The sequence below is a fragment of the Streptomyces sp. NBC_00569 genome (genome assembly GCF_036345255.1).
Lineage (GTDB): Bacteria > Actinomycetota > Actinomycetes > Streptomycetales > Streptomycetaceae > Streptomyces.
The window spans coordinates 432,466-456,213 of record NZ_CP107783.1 but is presented as its reverse complement, the minus strand read 5'-3'; the positions used below and the strand labels follow the sequence as shown (position 1 = coordinate 456,213).

Sequence of the window (23,748 nt, the reverse complement as noted above, 5' to 3'; positions counted from 1 at the left end):
TTCGGTTGCTCTGTGAGGCGGCGTCGGTCCGAGTGGAGGTGGAAGGCTCGCTCCGACCCGTTGTCGTGGTCGGTGTCAAGACGCGGCACGGTCCCTGCTCGTGTACCCCTCACGGCGCGGTCTCCCGGAACCGGGCCCGCCTCGGTGTCCCGCCGGATGCCCGTGCTCGACCGTGTCGAGAGGGGCCGGTCGCGGGTGGCGGGGCGAGGCCGGTGGGGTGAGGATGGCGCGGACGGGAGTCCGAGGAAGGCGGTGCGCGCATGGCCGAAGAAGTCAGGGGAGCGGCGGTCGAGCCGTTCCTGGACGGCTTCCCCCTCGGCCTCGACCTGGGGCAGGCCGCGTGGTCCACCTGCACAGGGACCTCAGCGCTTCCCGCGGCCCCGTTCAGCGTCTTGAGCCGCGCGGACGCGCCCGCCGGACCGCCGGACACTCTCGTCAGCGTCGACAACGACGCGAGCTGCTCCGTCCACCTCGGCCGCCGAATCACCGGAGCGGTCTCAGGCGCCTTCCTGCCTGTCCCGGGCATGTACCCATCGCCGCCCGAAGCCCTCGCCGGGCACGTACACGAGCCGCCGCGCACAGCCACTCAACCGGGCTGAAACAACCGGACAGAAGGGACGCACGTGGCGGACGCCGACCCCTACCTCGGCACGAGAGCATCGGACTCGGCCGTGCTGGAGGCCTTGTTCACGCAGGCACCGCTCGGCCTCTTCCTTCTCGACGAACACCTGCGCGTGCGTCGCTACAACACATCGTCCCGTGGGCTGCGCGGCATGGCCGCCGAGCGGGTACTCGGGCGGACGCTCGAAGAGGTGAGTTCGGGCTTCGACACCACGGAGCTCGGTGTCCTCGTTCGGGAGACGCTCCGCACCGGTCAGTCCGTGCTGCGGCACACCTTGAAGGGCACGCCGGCCACTCGACCGGACGAGGACCTGACGGTCTCGGTGTCCATGTTCCGCGTGGACGACGCGGCTGACGGGCAGCCCGGTGTGCTGATGGCGGTCGAGGACGTGACCGAACGTGAGGCGGCCCGGGCGCGGCTCGATCTCCTCTACGACACTCGCCGGACCGTCGGCACGACGCTGGACGCGACGACGACGGCCCGTGAACTGGCGGGCGTGCTGGTGCCGGCCCTCGCCGACGCGGTGACGGTGCACATCCTGGATGCGGTACTGCGTGGTGAGCCTCACCGTGGGGAACCGGCCGAGGCCGGAGAACCGCTGCGGCGGGCGGCCTATTTGAACGGGCCCGACGCACATGCCGCCGAACGAGACAGGATTCTTGAGACCCTGCCCCTCGCCACCCCCTTCACGCGGAGCCTCGAGGACACCACGCCCCGCCTGGTCTCGCGGCTGGACACCGAGGGGGTCTGGCCCCCCGAGCTGTCCGAGCACGCCCGCGCACTCCCCACCGCGGGCGTCCACTCGCTGATGGCGGTGCCCCTCGTCGTACCCGATGCCGTGCTCGGTGTCGTCACGCTCTACCGCTCGGAGCGGCCCCAGCCGTACACCCAGCAGGATCTCGATCTGGTGGTGCAGGTCGCCTCCCGGGCTGCCCTCGGCATCGACCACGCGTCGAGCTACGCACGGGAGCGGAACACGGCCACGGCCCTCCAGCGGCATTTGCTGCCGAGCCGTACGCCGGAACTGACCACCGTCGAGACGGCGCATCTGTACCTGCCCGTGAGAGCGGGCGGGGACTGGTTCGACGTGATCGAACTGTCCGGAGCCCGGGTCGGACTCGTCGTCGGCGAGGTCGTCGGACACGGGATCGAGGTCGCCGCCATGATGGGGCGCCTCCGTACCGCCTTGCGCACGCTCGCCGAACTCGACCTGGAGCCGGACGAGTTGCTGACCCATATCGACGAGATCGCTGCCCGGCTCGCCAGTGAGAACATCGCCGACGAGTTGGGCCACGATGGCGCCATCCCTGCCGGCGGACGGGTGGCCACCTGCGCGTACGCCGTTTACGACCCGGTGAAGCGCCGCCTGACCCTCGCCTCCGCCGGGCACCCCGCCCCGCTGCTCGTCTCGCCGGAAGGAGAAGTCGCCACCGTGGACGTCGACACGGGCCCCGCGCTCGGCACGGCCCACGGCACGTACGAGACAGCCACGCACAGCCTCGACGACGGCGCCGTCCTCTGCCTGTACACCGACGGACTGCTCGCGGGCAGCGAGGAGGCGGCCGACACGCTCCGACGGGTTCTCACCCACCAGGACCGCGCACTGTCCGAGACGGCCGATGCCGTCGCCCATGCCCTGGCCGACGATCAGGCCGACGACGACGCCGTGATGCTCCTGGCACGCGCCCGCGGCCTGTCGGATGACCAGGCGGCTCACTGGGACCTGCCGTCCGACCCCTCGGTGGTCGGCGCGGCGAGGTCTCTCGCCGGACGACAGCTGGCTGCCTGGGGGCTGGAGGACATGGCGTTCCAAACGGAACTGATCATCAGTGAGCTGGTGACGAATGCCATCCGATACGGCGAGGGCCCGGTGAGTCTCCGGCTCATCCGGGACCGGCATCTCACGTGCGAGGTCACCGACGGAAGCAACACCTCGCCACACATGCGCCGTGCCCACGACACCGACGAGGGCGGCCGAGGGCTGTATCTCGTGATGAGCATGAGCCACCGCTGGGGCACGCGCTACGCCGCACGCGGCAAGACGGTCTGGTCGCAGCAGTCCCTTCCCGGCCGGCCCGATGACGGGGCTGCATCGCCATGGTGAAGCAGCCCCGTCATCGGGCCGGCCGGCGCATGCCACCGGCCCTTCGCCGCTTGGAGGTTCCCGTGACCGGACTGGTCCACCGCGGTCTGGCGGGACAAGCCGGGGGGATGCTGCGCGAGCAGATCCTCACCGGCGCGCTACCGCCCGGCTCCCGCCTCGACGAGGTGGAGATCGCCCGCGATCCGGGCATCAGTCGCGGCCCGCTGCGCGAAGCCATCGGGCAGCTCGTGAGCGAGGGCCTCCTCGTCCACGTTCCCAACAAGGGCGCTGTGGTCTTCGCCGCCCGCTCCGAGGACGTGGCGTCGCACTTCGAACTGCGCTCGGCCCTCGAATGCGCGGCCGCACGCATGGCGGCGCTCCACCGCCGGCCGCAGGAGGTGACCCGCCTGCGCAAGGTGTGCGAGCGTTCCCGCAAGGCCCGCGAGACGGGGCGCAAACTGCCGTACGACCTGGACCTGGACTTCCACCGCTCGCTGATGGAAACGGCGCACAGCCCGCGCGACGCGGAGCAGGCGTGGCTGGTGCAGCAGTAGGTCATCGTCCCGCGCAGCGGCCTCACTTCACGAACCGCTCACACGAAGACCTCGCTGGCGGACCACGAAGCGATGACGGAGGCGGTCGCGGACGGCGACGCGGATCTCGCGGTGAGCCTGATGAAGGCTCATCTCGCCATGATGGAGATCCAGTTGCTGCAGAACATGCACGCAGCGCAGTCCGAGGATGTCCGCGGGCAGGCTCCTGGGCCGCGCAGCACGGAACGCACCGTACCGTGAAGCGTATGTCTCGACCTCGCGACCTGGGCATCGCCCCAGGGGTGCTGACTCCCGGGCAGTGGAACTCCCTCACCGATGTACCGGGCGTCCGCGTCGGACACCTGACGCTCGATCACGACGACGCGGAGCTCCCGGTGCGTACCGGGGTGACGGTCGTCGTCCCGGCGACCGGCTCCGCGTTCCGCGAGAAGCCGGCTGCCGGCCTGGAGGTCGTCAACGGATTCGGGAAGGCCGCGGGCCTGAGCCAGATCGCCGAACTCGGTGTCCTGGAGACACCATTGGCGCTCACGAACACACTCGGTGTCGGCGCCGCCTTCGAGGGGCTGGCCCGGCATTCGCTGGACGAGCACCCCGAGATCGGAGTCTCCACAGGCACCGTCAACCCGGCGGTCTTCGAGTGCAACGACGGCTGGCTCAACGACATCCGGGGCCTGCACGTGCGCCCGCAGCATGTTCTGGAGGCGCTGCGGGCGGCGTCCGACGGTCCTGTACCCGAAGGGGCGGTGGGCGCGGGCACCGGGATGGTGGCCTTCGGCTGGAAAGCCGGCATCGGCTCCAGTTCCCGTGTCGTGGAGGCGGGCGACGGCTCATGCTTCACCCTGGGCGCCCTGGTCCTCGCCAACTTCGGCGTGGCCGAGGACCTGACCGTGCTCGGCACGCCGGTGGGCCGGTCCCTCACCCCACAACAGGCGGAAGAACAGGCAGAGTTCGCACGCGGCGCCGGTTCGTGTGTCGTCCTGCTCGCCACGGACGCCCCGGCCGACGCCCGCCAACTGCGCCGCATCGCGAAGCGTGCCACGGTCGGACTGGCCCGTACCGGTGGCATCGTCCAGCACGGCAGCGGCGAATACGCGCTGGCCTGGTCGACGACACACCGCATCCCGCACCGGCCCTCGGATGCGATCCGCGCGTCCTCGGCACTGGCCGAGGACGGACCGCTCATGGACCTGTTCTTCCGGGCCGCTGCCGAGGCCACCGAAGAAGCCGTCCTCGGGGCCCTGTTCGCCGCACATCCGGTGACCGGGGTACGGGGCCACCACGCCCCCGCCCTTCCCGCGGACCGTGTCGCTCACCTCGCGAGCCCCGAACGTCGCCGTACGCCGGAGACCCCGACGCACACGCCGTAGCCGCACTACGCACCACACCTTCGCCACAACAGCGCGCCGTACGTCTTCCTCTTCTCCCTGGGGGCCGTGTTCGCGGTGATCTGTGGGTACACCGGGACCGGCCTCGCCCGGAGCAACTCGATGCAGGGCAGCGCCGCACCTTCGGCGCCTGTGACGTCCGGAGGCCGTTGTGGCGTTGCCCCATGCCGGACTGACCGTCTCGTTGTGATGACGGTTGATCCGACATGGGGCAAGTTCCAGTGTCCGGCTCGGAAAGCAGCTTCTTTGTCTTCCTGTTCATGCCCCGGACGCAGCCGTAACTGAAGTGCGCAGGCTACGTGGCGATTGCCGTCACCGTGTCATCGTTCTGGCTGGTGACGTAGACGCTCTTGCCGTCCGGGCTCACCGCCACCCCACCCGGGCTGTCGCCGACGGGGACGGTCCTGATCACCGCGTAGGTGTCCGAGTCGATCTCCGTCACCGTGCCCGAGCCCCCGTGGACCACGTAGAGGCGGTTCTTGGTGGGGCTTGCCGTCACCGCGCCCGGACCGTCAGCGGCCGGGACGGTCGTGACCACGGAGTTGGTGATCGTGTTGATCACCGACACCGAGTTCCCAAGAAGGTTCCCTGCGTAGAGACGAGTTCCGTCCCGGCTCACCGTCACGCCAAGTGGGTTGTGGCCCACCGGGACGGTCGCGATCACCGTGTTGGTGAGGGTGTTGATCACCGAGACCGTGTCCGAGCTCGCGTTGGTCACGTAGAGGCGGGTTCCGGCCCGGCCCATCGCCGCCCCCGCCGGGGTGTCGCCGACCGGGATGGTTGCGATCACCGTGTTGGTGAGGGTGTTGATCACCGACACCGTGTCCGAGTCCGCGTTGACCACGTAGAGGCGAGTACCGAGCCCGCCCACGGCGACTCCTCGCGGGGTGTCGCCGACCGTAATCGTCGTGACCACCCTGTTGGTGAGGGTGCTGATCACCGACACCGAGTCCGAACCCTGGTTGGTCACGTAGAGGAGGGTCCCGAGCCCGCCCACAGTCACCCCGGCCGGGGAGTCGCCGACCGGGATGGTCGCGAGCACTGTGTTGCTGGGCCTGCCGATCACCGACACCGAGTCGTCACCTGCGTTGGCCACGTACACGCGGTTCCCCAGCGGGCTCACCGTCACGCCAAGTGGGTTGTCGCCGACCGGGATCGTGTCGACCGCGGCACGGGCGGCCGCAGGGGTGGCCACCGCGGCCGGCGGAACTCCGCCGGCCGTCGCCACGACCAACGCGAGCATCCACATCCGCACGTGCGAAAGCAGCCGGGCCACCCCCTGGTGTGCCTTCTGTACTTCTGGCCGGTGCCGGCGAGGCAGCTCGACCAGCGATGTCCGCTCCATACGCAGTACTTCCCTTCATGCGCAGTGGGGAAAGGCTGTCGGCTGCAAAGAGAAACTCGCCCGCAGGCATTTCCCGTCCACCGGTGAGATCTGACCCAATCAAATGGAAATCAGTGGTGGCATGGTCTGGAACATTTATGGTGCCTTTGGAGATTAAGGCGGTTGAAGATTTCAACCCGAGAGCCTTTCCTGTGCCCCACTCGAACGAGTGAACGCTGCCCGATGGAAGTAGAAAGGGAAGTGGAAATGGAAAACGGGGACCGCCGTCTATGGCATTTGATACACCAAAAGGCTCAACTATTCTGCGCTGAAGTCGAGTTGGGGGCAGGCGAGGTGGTCAGCATTCCTCTATGCGGCAGCGCAGGGCCGCGCGATATTGATGTGCTTTCGGATTAATCGAGGGGTGGCGGGAGCTGATGAGAAAGGTTCGGACCGCTGTCGGCCGGCCTTGGTTTCCGCGGACGGATCCACGGACGGGTGAAGACGCGCGACCGTCCGGCCGAGCGGTACTCGGTACACCGGTCGCGGTCCGGTTCCGGCAGCCAGTCTGGGAGTGGACTTCAGCGCGCTTCGCGCCGACCGCGGCGCCGGCGATCCATCGAAGGAGGCGGGCGTGCCACCTCGCCAGCAGGATTCCGCACTCTCCCGGCGGAGGTTCCTCGTCGGCGGCGCCGTGTGCGCCGGCGCCCTGGCCGTGCCCGCCGCCGTCGGCACACCGCGTGCCGCCGCGGCGACGCAGTACACCCTGACAGCCACGAACAACTCGACGCAGTTCCAGGACATCTGCCTGTTCCAGAAAGCGGTCGGCCTCGGCGTCCCGACCGCGCAGTCGCTCGCCTGGCTGGTCGCGCCCGCCCTTCCGGGCCGCACGGTGACCTTTACGTGGTCCATGGACTGCAGCTTCGTATGGGGGGTGACCGGCCCGCTCATGAGCGGCATCCCGTTCATGGACTGGGAGCAGGCGGCGGCCGACCCCGACGACCAGCTCCGGAACCAGACCGGCTTCGACTTCGACAACGGGAACTACGGGTTCGTGCCCGCCTCCGGTGGTGGCACCCCCTGGGTGGCCTCGGCATCCAGGTCCTGGCCAGCGTGCCGGACGACACCGCCTCGGTCGGGATCGGCATGGACGGCGCTCCCGTCTTCGCGGCGCAGGCGGTCCCAGGAGCGAAGCTGGTCTTCACGCCGCATCCCCAGTACTGGATCGCAGCGGGCACCTTCACCAACGGCGAGGTGCTGGATGTCGAGGAGATCACCGACGAAGCCGAGATCCCCTACGACAACACGTTCGCGATGCAGGCCGTCCTCGGGAAGACCAACCTGTGGACGGTGTCCGCCGCACAGAGCTGACGCGGCGGCTTCCTTCGCCGCACGACGGCGGCGACCCGGTGGAGTGGGGCCAGGCCCGGCGCAGTTCGGGTGTCTTCCGACGCGGACGCCCTCTGATCTGCGAAAAGCCGGGTGGCGGCAGATGAGCTGTCGGGCCGGTGCGCCCTGCGCTCGTACTACGCTGCCGGTGTGACGAATCCCAGCGAGCCACAGGACCCGCAGCCGGCAACGCGGGGCTCGGCCGTGGTGCGCGGCGGCCGCGCGGGTTCCGACCGCGGCGGAGCTGCCGGCCAGGGCCGCCCGGCCAACCAGGGGCGGCGGGTCGCGGCCCGCAACCGGGCCGCTCTCATCGCCGCCGCCCGCGAGGTCTTCGCCGAGCAGGGCCTGAACGCCCCGTTGTCCGCCGTCGCTCGCCGCGCGGGGGTGGGGCAGGGCAGTCTCTACCGGCACTTCGCCGACCGTTTCGCATTGGCCTCCGCCGTTCTGGACGAGAACGTCCAGCAGATCGAGCGGGCCGGCGCCGAGCCGGGCGCGAGTCTCAAGGGTGTTCTGGGCGTGGTCACTTGGCACCTGACCCGCTCGACGGCGTTCGTCGACCTGTTGCGTGTGCGCGGCGACGGCGAGCAGGCCCGCGCGCTGTCCGAGCGCGTCCGCGGTGTCCTGGCCCGGTGTCTGCCTGCCAGGCATCGGCTGTCCGCCGACGACGTCATGCTCGCCGTCGCGATGGTCTCCGGCGCCGTCGCCGGCCCCACCCCGGCGGAACGGGAGCGCGTCGCCCTGGCTGCCTGGCAACTGCTCGGCGTCGAGGTGGGGCCGCTGCGACCCTGCGAGGAGGTCGTCGACGTGTGACCGTCATCCGCCGTTGGACTGGCGGATGCCCTTGGCCAGTGCGGTGAACCCGAAGACGTACCCGCCGGCGGGGCCGCTGACGGTCATGTAGGCCTTCGTGTCTCCCGGAGCGATCGCGACGTTGGTCGCCGACTTCAGACCCTCGGATTTCGCGGCGGGAACCTCGACAGTGGCCAGACGCGCTCCGTACTCGCTGTACACGGCGATGGCGGGCCGGCCGTGCAGCGCCTGGTAGAGGTTGCCGTCGGCGTCCACGGCGATGGAGTCGGTCTGGGCCAGGCCGCCGTCGACGTGGATGGCTTCGTGCTGGGAGGTCACCGCGGTCTTGTCGGCGTCGAGCAGCAGGTAGGAGACGGTGTCCTCGGAGAGCTCGCTGATCCAGAGGCCGCGCAGTTCGGGATCGAACATCACTCCGTTGGGCTGGGCGAGCCCGTCGGCGAGGACGGTGGTCTTCGTGCCGTCACGGTCGATGCGCACGATGCGGCCGTCGGTCTCGTCCGGCTCCGTGCCGTGCGCGTCGCTCACGTACACGTTGCCCTCGTCGTCGAAGGCGATGTCGTCCGGCGTCATTCTGGAGCCGTCGACGTCACCCGAGAAGAACGTGCGCGGCCGCGAGCCGTCCTGCGCGACGCTGACGATCGAACCGGTGGCGAAGTCGGTCAGGTACACGCGGTGGTCGTGCGGACTGATCTGCGCGGAGGTGTAGGCGCCGGTCTTGTCGGTGTAGACGCCTTCGTGCTTGCCGGTGACCACATCGACGGAGATGAGCTTGGGCTCGCCCGGAGGTGCCGTGACGTCGACGACGTACAGGCTGCCGTCCCCGATCAGGACCGGGCCCTCAAGCAGGGTCATGCCGGTGGCCTCGTGCACGTCGGTCACGTGCGCGAGCTGGGTGGCCCGGATGCTTCTGCCCTCGCCGGACGACGCGGGTTTCGAGGCCGGGGTGGCGGTGTGGCCGGCAGTCTGGGTGCCGCACCCGGTCAGGGCCAGGAGGCCGAGGACGGCCAGACCCGCCAAGGCACGGGGCGTACGGAACATGGTCATACGGTGATGTGCTCCTTCCTGTCGCCCGGATGTCCGGACGTCGTGACGTGCAGGAGACGTACTCCCGGCCGGGGCGGGGGAGTTCGGCAACTGGGTCTTCCCATCGGGATGTTCGGCACCGAGGCTCTGACCGGGCAGCTGTCAGGCGGCCGACCAGCCGCCGTCGGAGGGCAGGATCGCGCCGTTGAGGTTCACCGCGTCCTTGCTGAGCAGGAACGTGATCGACGCGGCCAGCTCCTCGGCCATGGCGAGGCCGGGGATCGCGACGCGCATCTTCGCGGTGCGGGCCGAGCCGTACGGGGCGGCGGCGGGGACGTGGATTCCGGTGGCCACCGCGCCCGGGGCGACGGCGTTGACCTGCACGCCGGTGCCCGCGTACTGGTAGGCCGACGATTTCGTCAGGCCCACCAAGGCGTGCTTGGAGGTGGTGTAGGCGGCGCCGGCGGCCGAGCCGCGCAGGGCGGCCTCGGAGACGATGTTGACGATGCGGCCTCCGCCGGCGGCGAGCATGCCCGGCACGACGGCGCGCATCAGGCGCATGGGGCCGTCGACGTTGATGCGCATGACGCGATCCCAGATGGTGTCGTCGACCTCGTGCACTGCGGCGTCGTCGTCCATGACGCCGGCGACGTTCGCCAGGGCATCCACGCGACCGCCGACGGCAGCCAGGACGGAGTCGGCGGACGCGGGCACGGTGATGTCGGCGGTGAGGGGCACGACCGCCTCGCCCAGGTCGGCGGCAAGGGCCGCGAGGCCGTCGGCGGAGACGTCGACGGCGATCACGCGGCCGCCCTCTCGCACGATGCGCGAGGCGACGGCCTTTCCGATGCCGGAGGCGGCCCCGGTGACGACGACGGTCTGGCCGCTGAAGCGACCGGGCGTGATCTGTTCGGTCCAGGGCTCGGGGGCGCCTATCTCGACGCCCAGGTCGGGCTCCGCGGCCGCTGCGGTGTCGGTCGGGGGAGCGGTGGGCAGGCCCTCGGGGACCCGGCCGGTCTCGGCGGCGGTGACCAGCACGTCCACGAGCTCCGACGGGAACTTCCCGCCGGACATCTTCACGAGCTGCTCCAACGGCAGGCCGAGGGCGGGGGCCAGGGCCTGCTCGCTCTGCCCCTGGGAGGCCACAAGACCGCGCAGGACCTGCCCGGCGGCAGGGTCCGACAGCCAGTCGCGCAGCGGGGAATTGGGGGTGAGGTTCGACATCGCGGGCCCTTCGTGTCGTGGCGCTCCGGCGGGGCCGTGTGAGGCAGGCCCCGCATCGCAACCGGACAGTGTTGTCCGGTTCTTGGGTTACGGTACCGGTGACCGCGCGGGACGCCCCGCGAGGGCCACCGCCCCAACCCCCGCGGCGACCAGCACACCTCCCCCCACGAGAGGAACCCGCCTCATGCCCCTGCCGCAGTGCGACACCCCGCCCACCCCGCAGGAGACCGCCGACCTGCGCGAGCGCTACCGCGTCGAACGTGAGCGCCGCGTGCGCCCCGAAGGCCCGGGCCAATACCGGGCCACGGCAGCGGAGTTCGGGTACTTCGCCGCCGATCCGTACGTCCATGGCGTGACGGAGCGCGAGCCGCTGCACGACGTGGTGGACGTCGCGATCGTCGGTGGCGGGTTCGGCGGGATCCTGGCCGGCGCACGCCTGCGCGGGCAGGGCGTGGCGAAGGTGCGGGTCATCGACAAGGGCGGTGACTTCGGGGGTACTTGGTACTGGAACCGCTACCCGGGCATCCACTGCGACATCGAGTCGCACGTCTACCTGCCGCTGCTCGACGAGACCGGCTACGTGCCCGAGTGGAAGTACGCGCCGGGAGAGGAGATCCGCCGTCACGCGGTGCGTATCGCCGAGCAGTTCGGCCTGTACGAGGACGCACTCTTCTCCACCGCCGTCACCTCCCTGGCCTGGGACGAGACCGCCCAGCAGTGGGTGGTCGCCACCGACCGCGGCGACACGTTCCGCGCCACCTACGTCATCACGGCCACCGGCACGCTGACGGAGCCCAAGCTGCCGGGCATCCCCGGCATCGAGGACTACCGGGGACACACCTTCCACACCTCCCGCTGGGACTACGGGTACACCGGCGGCAGTCCCGAGGGAGGCATGACGGGCCTGGCAGGCAAGAGGGTCGCCGTCGTCGGTACCGGTGCCACGGGCGTGCAGGTCATCCCCATGCTGGCCGAGGACGCCGGGCACCTGTACGTCTTCCAGCGCACCCCGTCCACCGTGGATGTGCGCGGCCAGCGGCGCATGACGCCTCAGGACGTCGGCGCGGACCGCCAGGGATGGGCGGCCGAGCGCCGGGACAACTTCCTGCGGATAGCCTCCGGTGAGGGTGCCGAGCAGGACCTGGTCGCCGACCGCTGGACGGCGTCGGCCGCTCTGCTCGAGAAGCTCCTGCCGAGCTTCCGCCGCGACGGCGAGCCGGACTTCGAGGCCGCCTACGAGTCCGCCGACCACGCCACGATGAACCAGGTTCGCGAGCGTGTGGCCGCCGAGGTCACCGACCCCGCCACGGCCTCGGCCCTCCAGCCCTGGTACCGGTACGCGTGCAAACGCCCCACGTTCTCCGACAAGTACCTCCTCGCGTTCAACCGGGACAACGTCACACTCGTGGACACCGCCGACACCCATGGCATCGAGCACATGACGAAGCGCGGCGTCGTCGTCGGAGGGGTGGAGTACGAGGTCGACTGCGTGGTGTTCGCGACCGGATTCTCCGTGGGCGTTTCCGGCATCACCTCAGGGGAGCTGCCCGTGACCGGCCGCGGCGGAGTGCAGCTCCTGCACGCGCGGGCGCAGCACGGCCCACGTACCTTGCACGGCTTCACCAGTAACGGGTTCCCGAACCTGATCCAGATGGGCTCGCTGCAGAACGCCAGCAGCGTGAACTTCACGCACATCCTCGACGAACAGGCCGTGCACGCCGCCGCCCTGGTCGCCGCCGCGGAGGAGAAGAACGCCGTCGTGGAGCCCACCTCCGACGCCGAGGCCGCCTGGATCGACGTCTGCACCAAGGGTGCCCCCGACCACGAATGGTTCCACGCCGAGTGCACCCCCGGCTACTACAACCGAGAGGGCAGAGGCCGCCCCAACGGTCCGACTGCCTACCCACACGGCGCCGTCGCCTTCCACGGCCTTCTGCGGCGCTGGCGCGAGGAGAACATCGCCGAGGTCCTACGGGCCAAGCCCAAGGTCAAGCCCAAGATTCAGGCCACGGGCTCGGTCTGAGGTATCGCTGCGGTAGGGGCGGCGGGCGCTCTCGCCGCAGCTCCGCCCCGACCGCCCGCTGAGGGCCCGGCGGTTCGGTCCGTCACTGTCGGTCAGTGTGATTGATCGGAGGTCTTGGCGAGGTTTCTCTGTCCTCGCTCTGGCGTCGCCCGGGCTGACTCAGTAACCTCCCACTCCAGTTCAGGTGGTCTACACCACGAGCTTCGGAGGTGGCCAAGTGCCGCGCAGGGCAGGTCGGTTGATAGGAGCGGCTGCGGCCGCGATCTCGGTCATCGGGGCGTTGTTGGCCCCCGGCAGCGCCTCCGCGGCGGCTCCTGCGCAGGTCACTGCCGCCCCTGCAGTGGTACCGCCTCTGCGGAACTGGTCAGCGGGAAGCGGCCAGTTCACGCTGACCCCGCTGTCGCGGATCGTCGTCGACGGCGCGCCCGGCTCCCGACTGGTCTCCGATGCGCGTACGTTCGCCGACGACCTGGCCGCACTGGGCGTCCGGCGACCGGCGGTCGTCGTCGGTGGCGGGGCGCGCAAGGGCGACATCGAGGTCACGGCGCGCGACGGCGACGGTGAGGGGTTCGGGATCGACGTGAGCCGGAACTCGGTCCGGCTCTCCGGTGACGGGCCGGCCGGGGTGTTCTACGCGGAGCAGTCGGTCGAGCAGATGCTGAAGACCTCCGATGACCATGCCTCGCTTCCGGTCGGTGCCACCCGCGACACCCCCGCGCAGCGGACTCGAGGACTGATGATCGACACCGCGCGCACCTACTGGTCCGTGGAGTCCATCCAGCAGACGATTCGTCAGCTGGCCTGGATGAAGTTCAACACCCTGCACTGGCACCTGACCGACTCGGAGTTCTTCCGGCTCGACCTGCCCGGCTACGAAGGGCTCGCGGCGGCGCAGTCGTACACCCCCGCCGATCTCCGCGCCGTGCAGGACTATGCGGCCCGCTATCACGTCACGGTGCTCCCGGAGTTCGACATCCCGGGGCACGCCACAGCGATGTCGAAGTACCGTCCGAGCCTGCGCTGGGACTGTGCGTCGATGAACGCGATCATCGACACCGCCCGGGTCGACCCCGGGTTCACCGTCGACATCACCAAGCCGCAGAACGTGGCCTGGCTCGACGGGCTCGCCGAGAAGATCGTGGACCTCTTCGACTCACCGGTCATCCACCTCGGCGGCGACGAGACACCGCGCGCCGCCACACAGGACAAGTGCCCCGAACTCGCCGCGTATGCAAAGGCACAGGGCTACTCCAGGACCCAAGACGTCTTCCTCGCGTACGAGAACCACCTGAACGCGCTGCTCGCCCGGCACGGCAAGAAGATGCAGATCTGGGGGTGGTGGCCGCAGGCCGGGGGAGCGGGCTCGGTCACCGTCGACAAGGACATCCGCATCCAGGCGTGGCTGGGTGACGAGCAGACCTTCATCGACCAGGGCTACGACGTCGTGGTGAGCAACGAGTTCTCGCGCCTGTACGTCGTCCCCAAGGCCATGCCGGGTACGGCCAACGGCCAGTACATCCCGGACGACGACGCGCTCTACCGCACGTATGCCGTGAGTACCTCGGACCGGGTTCAGGGCCTGGAGATGGCGCAGTGGGGCGACCGCCAGTACACGGCGCCGGAAGCGTACTCTCTGACGTACCTGCGGCGTCCGCTGCAGATCCTCGCCTCCACAGCGTGGGGCAGCGCGCGCCTCGCGAGCTACCTCGACTACGAGAGGACGGCCGACACCGTCGGGACCGCTCCCGGCGTCCCCGAGCAGACGGACCCCGACTCCCGGCCGGTGAGCGCCACGGCGTACGGCCCCGACGGTGCGGCTGACGCCGCGGACGGCGACCCGGCGACCGCGTTCGCCGCGGCCACCGCGGGGGCGGCTGTCGGACTCGATCTCGGAGAACACGGCGCGGTTCGCCCGGCCGCCGTGCGGCTGCTGCCCCGCAGCACGTCGACGGCCGACCTCTCCTCGCTGGTGGGAGCCAGGATCGAGGGCTGCTCCGCCGGGCCCGACAGTGGGTGCACGACGCTGACGAGCGTGGAGTGGACGCCGACCCGCGACTGGCAGACGCTGCCCGTGGACACCGCGCACGCCTACCGGTGGGTGCGCCTCGTCGGCGCCGCGAAGGCCAAGCCCGCCCTGGCCGAACTGGAGGTGCTCGCCGCTCCGCAGGACGTACGCGTCACGGTGAGCGCACCGCGCGACCTGTCGCGGGGGCACCGCACCGTCGTCGAGGCCGAGGTGACGAACACGACAGGCCGGGCCCTACCCCACGCCGAGGTACGCCTGACCGCCCGGCACACACGCGACAACACCGCCCTGACGCACGCGATTCCGACGCGGCACGTCACCGTCCCGCCGCGTCAGAGTCGCACCGTCAGGTTCACCGTCACGCCCGACGAGGCCGCGCACGCCGGCCCTTACCGTCTCGCGGCGACAGCCGACTTCGCCGTCGACGAGGGCGGCCGGAGAGTGCGCGGCTCAGCGCTGTCAGCCGTGCCGCTGCGGGACCTGACCGAGGCCTACGACAACATCGGCATCACGCAGGACGGCAATCCGCAGCCCGGCGACATCGACGGCGCGCAGTCGAGCCTGTCCGCCGACGGCCTCGCGGCGGCGGGCGTCGAGCGGGGCAGCACGGTCTCGGCGGACGGGTTCACCTTCCCCCTGCCGTCGCCCGCCGCCACCGACCGGGACAACGCCGTGGCCGACGGTCAGCGCATCCCGCTCACCGGCCATGCGGCCCGCGTCGGCCTCCTGGTCACCGGAACGTACGGGACGTCCGCGGGAATCACGGGCGACGTCACGCTCACCTACGCCGACGGCACCACCGCCACCAGCGAGGTCACCGTGCCCGACTGGAGCGCCGCGACGGTTGCGGCCACCGCCGTGATCGCCGCCGACGCGGGAAAGGTCAACGGCAGCGGCCGTGCCCAGACCATCCGTAGAGCGCAGTTGTACGCCGTCCACATCGACGCCGACCCGGCCAAGCGCCTTGTCTCCGTCACACTGCCCGCCGCGTCGGGGTACCTCGGCGCCAAGACCCCGCTGATCCACGTGTTCGCCCTCGCCACCGACCGACAGGGGACCTCCTGATGCGCCACCGCCGGCTCATGCCAAGTCTGAGACAAGGAAGGGCCGTTGTGCCCCTGGCCGTCGCCGCGGCCCTCGCGAGCGTCCTGCTTCCCGCAGGGGCCGCCACGGCCGGTGAACCGCCTGCCGTCGTGCTGCATGCCGCTCCCGACGGCGGCGGCAAGGCATGCTCGTCCGGGCATCCGTGTTCGGTGGAGGGCGCCAAGGACCGGGTGCGCCATCTGAACCCGTCGGGACGGGCACGCGACGTCGTGGTGGAACTGGCCGACGGGACATACCGCCTCGACAAGCCACTGGAGTTCGGACCCGAGGACTCCGGCCGCGGCGCCCACCGGGTCACGTGGACGGCGGCGCGCGGTGCGCATCCGGTGCTCAGCGGCGCGCTCAAGGTCACACACTGGACGCTGCACGACAAGGACAAGAACATCTGGGAGGCCCCGCTGCCCAAAGGCCTCGACACTCGTCAGGTCTACGTCGACGGCAAGCGCGCGCCCATTTCCCAGGCGACCCCGGGCGAACTGAATCTCTCCTTCGCGGCGTCGAGCGGCGGCTACACCACCACACCCGCCACCTGGGGACCGGACCTTCTCGCCGCCGTCGGTGCGGACGCACTGCGCAGGGTCGAGTTCGTCTACACCGGCGGCAACGGACCCTGGACCCAGTCACGCTGCCGCATCGAATCGGCCCAAAGCCCAACTCTGCTGATGCAGCAGCCCTGTTGGGGCAACGTCACGAAGCGGCCGACATTCACCCAGGCGTCGGGCTCCCTGCCCTCGATGAAGGCGGGAACGGCGCCGACCCGCATCGAGAACGCCTACCCGTTCCTGCATCCCGGTCAGTGGTACGTGGACCAGGAGCGCGGCGTCCTCGACTACATCCCCGCCACCGGTACCGACATCAAGTCCCTCGACGTGGAGGTGCCGCGCCTGAGCACCCTGGTGAAGGGCACGGGCACGCTCGACGCACCGGTACGCAACCTCACCTTCTCCGGCCTCGACTTCGCGTACGCGACCTGGCTGGAGCCGAGCAGCCCCGCCGGATTCGCCGACGTACAGGACAACTTGCGACTCACCGGCGACGACCCCGCCCGGCCGCAGGGCACCTGCACCTTCGGCACGCCACCGGGCACCTGCCCGTTCGGCGCGCTCACCCGCCAACCCGGCAATGTGCAGTTCACCGCCGCCCACAACATCGTCCTGCGCGGCAACACCTTCACCCATCTCGGCGCGGCCGGACTCGTCCTGGAACACGGCAGCCGTGACAACACCGTCGAAGGCAACACCTTCGCCGACATCTCGGGGAACGGCATCATCCTCGGCAGCACCACCGACCCCCACCCCTCCGACGCCGGCGCCGACGACCGCGAGATCAACTCGGGCAACACCCTGGCGAACAACCTCATCCATCATGCCGGTGCCGACTACCCGAGCGCGGCCGGCATCACGCTCTTCTTCACCCAGCACACCCTCGTCACCCACAACGAACTGCGCGACCTGCCCTACACAGGCATCTCCGCAGGAGTCATCCAGGGCCACGTCGACAACGCCGCGCACCCTGAGAACTCCACCAACATCAACAGCGACAACACCATCAGCCACAACCTGATCCACCGTTACATGCAGGTCCTCAAGGACGGCGGCGCGGTGTACGTCGAGGGGCATCAGGGCCAGACCATCGAGGCGGCCGGTGGTTCGGTCGACCGGGCCGCGAGCATCGCGCACGGCCTGACCGTGGCGGACAATGTCGCCTACGACCAGGGCAACGTCAACTTCACCTGGTACGACGACGCCGGGGCACAGTGGCTGAACTGGACCGGCAATCTGGAGTGGGGTGCCAAACAGGCGCAGGGCGGCTGCCAGACCACCGGCCATCTCGACTACGTCGGGAACGTGCAGTCCGGCCTGACCGGCGAGTTCCACTGCTCACCGCCCGTACCGGTGGACACCCGCATCGAAGGCAACCGGGCCATCCCCAGCACACCGGACGCCGCCGACCTGCCCGCCGACACCGTCGCGCAGGCCGGGCTGACGGGCGGCTGGCAGCGCCTGACGACATCGACGGCGCCCGGCGTCGGCTACGCGCACAAGGCGGCGGCCGGCGGGGGAGTCCTGGTGGCGGGCCATGGCTTCGGCCCTGACACGCGGGTCGACTTCGACGGCGTACCCGCCACCGGAATCACCATCCTGTCGAACGGCGTACTCCACGCCGTACCGCCGGCAGGCGCCGACCCGGTGCGGGTGACGGTGACCACGCATGCCGGTAGCGCCACGGCCGTGCTGTCCTGACAGCCACCCGGAACGTGGCCTGAGGGTGGGGGTGGGGCAGGGGCTCGGGGCGGGGCGGGCCACCAGGTGTCGCTCAGCCCCGAGTTCCACGTATCCCCGACTTGTCGTCCTCGTCGATCGCCTCGATCGCCGGGCGTGCGGGGCGGGACGGGTCGGCTGTGCGTCAGGACGAAGGACACGCAACGCCTGCGTGGGGACAACAACCCGAAGGGCTCTGCGCGTCGTTCTCGACACCCCGCTGTCTGGGCGGAAGCATGCTGACCATGAAATGCGTGACCGAAGTGGGGCGGCGCAGCGTGCTCGGGGGTATTGCGGTCCTGGGCCTCGGTGCGGCCGCCCCGGGTTGCACCACAGGGCAGGTCTCGACAAAACCCGGGGTAATGGAATCCGATTCTGGCAGTCAATACATTTTCGGATACGGGTCATTGATCCAAAAGGAGTCCAGAGAGGAGACCTGGCCGAAAGCGGGAAAGTCTTTTCCGGTCTCCGTTCAGGGTGTCACGCGTGGCTGGTACGACCGGGTCGACACAGTCAGCTGGGGACCTACGTACTTGGGAGCCCTTCCTGATCGGGGGTCGACCTGCAACGGTGTGATCTTCCAGGTGACGCACGGTGAGTTGAGGGCATTCGCCGAGCGGGAGAAGGGGTACAAGCTGATCCGCATCCCTCCCGGCGACATCACGATGCTGGATGGCAGATCGGCCCCGCCGCCCGGGGATTTCTGGTACTTCGGAAGCACATCGGCCAGGTATGCCAGTCAGGAATTCCCCATTGTTCAGTCGTATGTCGATGTGTGCGTGAGTGGATGCCTGGAGGTCGAGGAGCAATTTCCTGATCTCGCACAGCGAAGTTTGCGCAGAACTTCTTCACCGCCACGACTGACTGGAAGACTCCCTGGATCAATGACCGGATTTATCCATGGAGGCCCTTCGTGCATGTCCCGAGAGCCAACGAGATCGACACTCTGATCAGGGATCAGCTCGGCGAAAAGATGTTCCGCTCCATTTCCCTTCCCGGCGCCACGCTCTGAGTGCTGTTCGTCAAGAAGTCGGGGCCGGCTGCGAGCGGATGAGAACCCCTACCCGGAAAGTCAGGGCCATCGTCAGTGAACCGGGTTGTGGTGCGCCGCCCCTGTCGCCGCGGGAACGAGACCCTGGCTGGGGCGCACCCAGCTCCGGCGGTACGGGATGCGGTCAGTTCAGTTGCAGACGCATCAGCGTCAGATCGAGCCAGCGGCCGAACTTCGTGCCCACCTCGCGCACCGTGCCGGCGTGCTCGAAACCGTGGCGCTCGTGGAGGCGGACGGACGCCGTGTTCCCCGCCTCGATCCCCGCGATCATGACGTGCAGGCCCGCCGCCGTGGCGGAGGTGACCAGCGTGCCGAGGAGCGCGGAGCCGATGCCGTGGCCGTGGTGGCCCTCGGCGACGTACACCGAGTTCTCGACGGTGTGCCGGAAGCCGGAGTAGTCCTTCCAAGGGCCGTAGACGCCGAATCCCACGACGGCTCCGCCCCGCTCGGCCACGTACGCCGAACCGCGCTCCAGATGCGCGCCGAGCCAGGCCGCCCCCTCGTCGCGGGACTGCGGCGTGTCCGTCCACAGTGCCGTGCCGTGCTCGATGGCGTGGTTACGGATGGCCAGGACGGTGTCCAGGTCGCTGGGCAGTGCAGGGCGGACCGTCACCGCCCGCACGCTGTTCTCGTATAGTGGATGCATGTCCAATATCGTAGACCCTCTGGTGGAGCGCATCGGCGCACGCATCCGCGCGGAGCGTGACCGGCGCCGCTGGACGCTCGTCGAGCTGGCGCAGGAGTCGGGGGTCTCGCGGGCGATGATCAACCGGATCGAGCGAGGCGAGAGCAACCCGACCGCCGTGGTCCTGGGCAAGCTGTCGGCGGCGTTCCAGCTGAGCGTCGCCACCCTGCTCGACCCGGAGGCGGGATCGGGGAGGGTGCGGCGCGCCGACGAGGCGCCCCAATGGCTCGACCCGGGCACCGGCTACGCACGACGGCAGATCTCGGGTCCCGGATTTCCGGCCGAGATGGCGGAGATCCTGCTGCCCGCGGGGGCCGAAGTCCCGTACCCCGGAGCTGCCTTCGCGTTCCACCGGCAGCTCATCTGGGTGCTCGACGGCCATCTCACCTTCCGCGAGGGCGAGTCGGTGCACGAGCTGGACGCCGGCGACACCGTCGAACTCGGCCCGCCCGCACCCTGCGTCTTCATCAACTCCACCAGCGACAACTGCCGTTACGCGGTCGTCCTGGTGCGCGGGGACGCGCCGTGAGTGGCCCGCCCCGCGGCCCCGTCGGCCTGCTCGCCTGCACGGCGGGGATCGCGCTGGCCAACAACTACGCGATCCAGCCCGCGCTCGGTGACGTCGCCCGTGACACCGGCACCTCGGCGGCCGCCATCGGCCTCGTCACGACTGCCGCGCTCGTCGGATGCATCGTGGGCTTCGCGTTTCTGCTTCCGCTCGCCGACCGCGCGGCGCCTCGCCGCCTCGTCACGGGCCAGCTCGCCATGCTGGCGACCGGCCTGCTCCTGGCCGCTGCCGCGCGGGGGCTGTGGCTGCTGCTCGCCGCGTACGTGATCATCGGAGCGGGCGCGAGCGTCAGCGCACAGTCCTCGACCATCGCCGGGCGAGCGGTGCCGGGGGAGCGGCGCGGGACAGCCGTCGCGCTGGTCGCCGCAGGGATGTCCGCGGGGATCCTGCTGAGCCGCCTCGTCGGTGGCGCGCTCGCGCATGCGCTCGGCTGGCGCGGAATGCTGCTCGCCTTCGCCGGACTCGTGCTCGTGTGCGCCGCCGGCGCGTGGCTGCGCCTGCCGGACGCCCGGCCCGCGCCCACGCACAGCTATCTCGCCACTCTCACCGCGCTGCCCGGCCTCCTGCGCCGTTACCGTGCCCTGCGCCGCGCCGTGGCGGCCGGCAGCCTCTGGTACTTCGCCTTCAGCCTCGTCTGGGTCGCCCTCACCGTGCGGCTCGCCCAGCCGCCGTACGGTCTCGACGCCGCCGCCATCGGTCTCTACAGCCTGGCCGGCGCCCTGGGCTTCGCCGCGCTGCCGGTCGCCGGGCGCCTCGGCGACCGCTTCGGCCCTCGTGCCGTGATCTGCACCAGCATGGGCACGGCCGCCGCCGGCGCCGCCCTGCTCTGCACCGGCCTTGACCACCCCGCCGTCACCGCGGCGGGCCTGGCCCTCGTCGACGCGGGCTGCTTCACCGCACAGGCCGCCAACCAGGCCCGCATCCTGGCCATCGACCCACACCGCGGCGGCAGCCTCAGCGGCGTCTACCTGCTCCTCTACTTCCTCGCGGGTGTCGTCGGATCCGCGCTCGCCGCGCCCCTGATCACGGTGGGCGGCTGGCCCGCCGCCTCCGGCGCGGTGCTCGGAGCGCTGCTGTTGTCCGGACTTCTCGCGCTGCGCCGCGACAGGGGCGAGACACGTGGGTGGGACGAGGCACCATACGAAACGGCCGGGACACACACGTCCCGGTCCCTTCCATGACGTACGGCCCGGTCCCTTCCGCGCCGCTGCGCACCCGTTCACGGTAGGGCGGAGGCCGGGGCCGTCGAGGCCCGCGTTGGTCACCGGCACAAAGGACTCGTGCAACGCCTCGTGGCACTCCTGCCAGCGCGCCGGAACGGTCACACGCGCAGCGCCCACAGCGTTCCGCCGCCGTCGGGGACGACGACCGAGCCGCCGCTCGATGCAGGGTCGCTGACGGCGGTGCTGTCGAACCGGCCTGTCTTCGAAGCCCGGTCCGGTGGGAGACGTGACGGCCGAGACGGCCGTGTCGGGTTGGCGCTGTCAGCTCAGGAAGTCCATCAGCCGGTGTCCGGTCCTTGACCCACCGGTGGTAGTCACGGGTGATCCGGCGGCGCACCGGGCGCCGGCATGAGCGGGAGCACGATCGTGACCGCCGTGTAGAGGAAGAACATCTGGGCCAGGGTGTAGCAGGCTTCTACGGCTGCCACCGCGTGCCGGTCCACGTACTGCCCCCTCTCGATCTCCTCCAGGCTTCTGCCACAGCCACAGCCACAGCCCCAGCCACAGCCCCAGCCACCGTCACCCGGGTACGCCGACCACCCTCCGGTCGGATGTCACCCCTGTTTCCGCCTCCGTGATTCCAGCCATGTGCGAACGGGTTTGTTTAGCGGCGGGGAGCTCGGACAGCCGGAGGGTGTTGCCGGACAGGAGGCCCGGGCAGCGACGCGGACTCGCCAGAGCCGCGGACCAGTTGGACGAGGACGGCGAGGACCAATGACGCGTTTCGCAGCGGTGGGGCTGTTGACGGCCTGTGCGCTGGGCAGTTTGCTGCTCACTCTCTCGGCGTCCGAGTGGTGGTGGTTCGCTGCGGCCCCTCTCACGGCTGCGGCACTGACCGGTGTGTACGACCTGATCCAGCGTCGGCACTCCGTACTGCGGAACTACCCCGTGCTCGGCCATCTGCGCTTTTTCATGGAGACGCTGCGTCCGGAGCTGCAGCAGTACTTCGTGGAGCGCAACTACGATGGCAGGCCCTTCGACCGGGACACCCGTAGCATCGTCTACGAGCGGGCCAAGGGCGTCGATGCCGAGGAACCGTTCGGCAGCGAGCGCGACATGAACGAGCGCGGTTACGAGTTCCTCGTGCCGTCCATGGTCCCGGTGGACGTGCCCGACACGCCTCCCCGTGTCCGGATCGGCGGCGCCGACTGCACCGCGCCGTACGACATGGCCCTTCTCAATGTCTCGGCCATGAGCTTCGGCTCGCTCTCGGCGAACGCCGTCGTGGCGCTGAACACCGGTGCCGCACGCGGCGGGTTCGCTCACGACACCGGCGAGGGGGGCCTGTCCCTGTACCATCTGCGCCCCGGTGGCGACCTCGTCTGGGAGATCGGTACGGGTTACTTCGGCTGCCGCACCAGTGACGGGGACTTCGACGCGCGGCAGTTCGCCGAGAAGGCCGCCCATCCGTCCGTGCGCTGTGTGTCGCTCAAGCTGTCGCAGGGGGCCAAGCCCGGGATCGGAGGTGTCCTCCCGGGCAGCAAGGTGAACGCCGAGATCGCTTCGGTCCGAGGTGTCCCCGAAGGGGAGACCGTCGTGTCACCGCCGTACCACCGTGTCTTCTCCACCCCGCGTGAACTCGTCCGGTTTCTGGCCCGGATGCGGGAACTGGCGGGGGGCAAACCGGTGGGCTTCAAGTTGTGCCCAGGGTCCAGGACACAGTTCCTCGCCGTATGCAAAGCCATGAGGGAGGAAGGGATCACTCCGGACTTCATCGTGGTGGACGGTGCGGAGGGCGGCACCGGCGCGGCGCCGCTGGAATTCGCCGACCACCTCGGCATGCCGCTCACCGATGGCCTCTTCACCGTGCACAGCGCCCTGACCGGCGCGGGGCTGAGGGAACGGATCCGGATCGGTGCGAGCGGCAAGGTGGCGACGGGTTCCGACCTGGTCAAGCGCCTGGCCATGGGCGCCGACTACACCAACGCGGCCCGGGCAATGATGTTCGCTGTCGGATGCATACAGGCCCAGCGCTGTCACACCAACCGTTGCCCGACCGGCGTGACCACCCAGGATCCGCGTCGGGCCCGCGCCCTCGACGTCGTGGACAAAGCGGCGCGGGTCGCCCGCTACCAACAGGCCACCGTTCACAGCGCGCTGCAGATCATGGCCGCCATGGGCGTACGGGACGCCGCGGAACTGAGCCCCGGGCTGTTGCGGCGCCGCGAGGATCACGGTGGGTTCCGGTCCTACGCCGATCTGTACGAGTGGCTGTCGCCGGGCGAACTGCTCGCCGAGCCGCCCGAGAGCTGGGCCGCCGACTGGCGTGCGGCCGATCCGGACACCTTCGCCCCCTGACGGCGGGGCCTGAGGGCAGCGCTGACGGCACCGCGCACCGGTCAAACACCACCGGTCTTTCAAGTCTTTCAAGTCTTTCAAGTCTTTCAAGTCTT

Annotated in this window: 15 protein-coding genes and 1 pseudogene; 12 read left to right on the top strand and 4 right to left on the bottom strand. The window is 70.0% G+C overall.

Annotated elements, in window-relative coordinates; translation table 11 throughout:
* Positions 1-260: 260 nt before the first annotated feature.
* The 4 genes and pseudogenes from OHO83_RS02085 to OHO83_RS02070 all read left to right on the top strand — a co-directional run bounded on the left by OHO83_RS02085 (position 261) and on the right by OHO83_RS02070 (position 4,626).
* Positions 261-599 (top strand): hypothetical protein, encoded by a 339-nt coding sequence (locus OHO83_RS02085; protein ID WP_330278505.1) that lies wholly within the window; start codon positions 261-263, stop codon positions 597-599.
* A 24-nt stretch (positions 600-623) separates the two neighbouring features.
* Positions 624-2,726: a SpoIIE family protein phosphatase gene (locus OHO83_RS02080; protein WP_266679525.1), complete on the top strand. Its 2,103-nt coding sequence runs from the start codon at positions 624-626 to the stop codon at positions 2,724-2,726.
* Positions 2,720-3,499: pseudogene (locus OHO83_RS02075) on the top strand (GntR family transcriptional regulator). The gene OHO83_RS02080 and the pseudogene OHO83_RS02075 overlap by 7 nt, the downstream one beginning before the upstream one ends.
* Before the next feature lie 5 nt (positions 3,500-3,504).
* Positions 3,505-4,626: a DmpA family aminopeptidase gene (locus OHO83_RS02070; protein ID WP_266679527.1), complete on the top strand. Its 1,122-nt coding sequence runs from the start codon at positions 3,505-3,507 to the stop codon at positions 4,624-4,626.
* A gap of 313 nt (positions 4,627-4,939) precedes the next feature.
* Here OHO83_RS02070 and OHO83_RS02065 read toward each other — a convergent pair whose 3' ends face one another.
* On the bottom strand, positions 4,940-5,989 hold the full coding sequence (locus tag OHO83_RS02065) for a YncE family protein (protein ID WP_330278504.1): 1,050 nt from the start codon (positions 5,987-5,989) through the stop codon (positions 4,940-4,942).
* A gap of 1,092 nt (positions 5,990-7,081) precedes the next feature.
* Here OHO83_RS02065 and OHO83_RS02060 point away from each other — a divergent pair.
* Positions 7,082-7,339, top strand: a complete 258-nt coding sequence (locus tag OHO83_RS02060; protein WP_330278503.1) for a hypothetical protein — start codon at positions 7,082-7,084, stop codon at positions 7,337-7,339.
* Between the two features lie 225 nt (positions 7,340-7,564).
* The gene (locus OHO83_RS02055; protein ID WP_266680278.1) at positions 7,565-8,167 is read left to right on the top strand and encodes a TetR/AcrR family transcriptional regulator; all 603 of its coding nucleotides are present in this window, start codon (positions 7,565-7,567) and stop codon (positions 8,165-8,167) included.
* A 3-nt stretch (positions 8,168-8,170) separates the two neighbouring features.
* Here OHO83_RS02055 and OHO83_RS02050 read toward each other — a convergent pair whose 3' ends face one another.
* Both OHO83_RS02050 and OHO83_RS02045 read right to left on the bottom strand, forming a co-directional pair.
* Entirely contained in the window at positions 8,171-9,211 is a 1,041-nt protein-coding gene (locus OHO83_RS02050; RefSeq protein WP_405633989.1) for an SMP-30/gluconolactonase/LRE family protein, read from the bottom strand.
* A gap of 141 nt (positions 9,212-9,352) precedes the next feature.
* Positions 9,353-10,414, bottom strand: a complete 1,062-nt coding sequence (locus OHO83_RS02045; protein WP_266679535.1) for an SDR family NAD(P)-dependent oxidoreductase — start codon at positions 10,412-10,414, stop codon at positions 9,353-9,355.
* 184 nt (positions 10,415-10,598) lie between these two features.
* On the opposite strand from OHO83_RS02045, the gene OHO83_RS02040 reads away from it, so the two are divergent.
* The 3 genes from OHO83_RS02040 to OHO83_RS02030 all read left to right on the top strand — a co-directional run bounded on the left by OHO83_RS02040 (position 10,599) and on the right by OHO83_RS02030 (position 17,810).
* Positions 10,599-12,437, top strand: a complete 1,839-nt coding sequence (locus OHO83_RS02040) for a flavin-containing monooxygenase (RefSeq protein WP_266679537.1) — start codon at positions 10,599-10,601, stop codon at positions 12,435-12,437.
* Between the two features lie 217 nt (positions 12,438-12,654).
* Positions 12,655-15,528, top strand: a complete 2,874-nt coding sequence (locus OHO83_RS02035; protein WP_266679538.1) for a family 20 glycosylhydrolase — start codon at positions 12,655-12,657, stop codon at positions 15,526-15,528.
* A gap of 47 nt (positions 15,529-15,575) precedes the next feature.
* Positions 15,576-17,810, top strand: a complete 2,235-nt coding sequence (locus OHO83_RS02030) for a right-handed parallel beta-helix repeat-containing protein (protein ID WP_266679539.1) — start codon at positions 15,576-15,578, stop codon at positions 17,808-17,810.
* A 1,193-nt stretch (positions 17,811-19,003) separates the two neighbouring features.
* Here the strand turns inward: OHO83_RS02030 and OHO83_RS02025 are convergent.
* The gene (locus tag OHO83_RS02025; RefSeq protein ID WP_266679541.1) at positions 19,004-19,525 is read right to left on the bottom strand and encodes a GNAT family N-acetyltransferase; all 522 of its coding nucleotides are present in this window, start codon (positions 19,523-19,525) and stop codon (positions 19,004-19,006) included.
* Between OHO83_RS02025 and OHO83_RS02020 the strand changes: the two genes are divergently transcribed.
* The 3 genes from OHO83_RS02020 to OHO83_RS02010 all read left to right on the top strand — a co-directional run bounded on the left by OHO83_RS02020 (position 19,524) and on the right by OHO83_RS02010 (position 23,653).
* Complete coding sequence (locus OHO83_RS02020) at positions 19,524-20,093, top strand: helix-turn-helix domain-containing protein (protein ID WP_266679542.1); 570 nt, start codon at positions 19,524-19,526, stop codon at positions 20,091-20,093. The genes OHO83_RS02025 and OHO83_RS02020 overlap by 2 nt on opposite strands.
* Positions 20,090-21,313, top strand: a complete 1,224-nt coding sequence (locus OHO83_RS02015) for an MFS transporter (protein ID WP_266679543.1) — start codon at positions 20,090-20,092, stop codon at positions 21,311-21,313. The genes OHO83_RS02020 and OHO83_RS02015 overlap by 4 nt, the downstream gene beginning before the upstream one ends.
* A gap of 756 nt (positions 21,314-22,069) precedes the next feature.
* Positions 22,070-23,653, top strand: coding sequence for an FMN-binding glutamate synthase family protein (locus OHO83_RS02010; protein WP_266679544.1), 1,584 nt, complete (start codon positions 22,070-22,072; stop codon positions 23,651-23,653).
* The last annotated feature ends 95 nt before the right edge of the window (positions 23,654-23,748 follow it).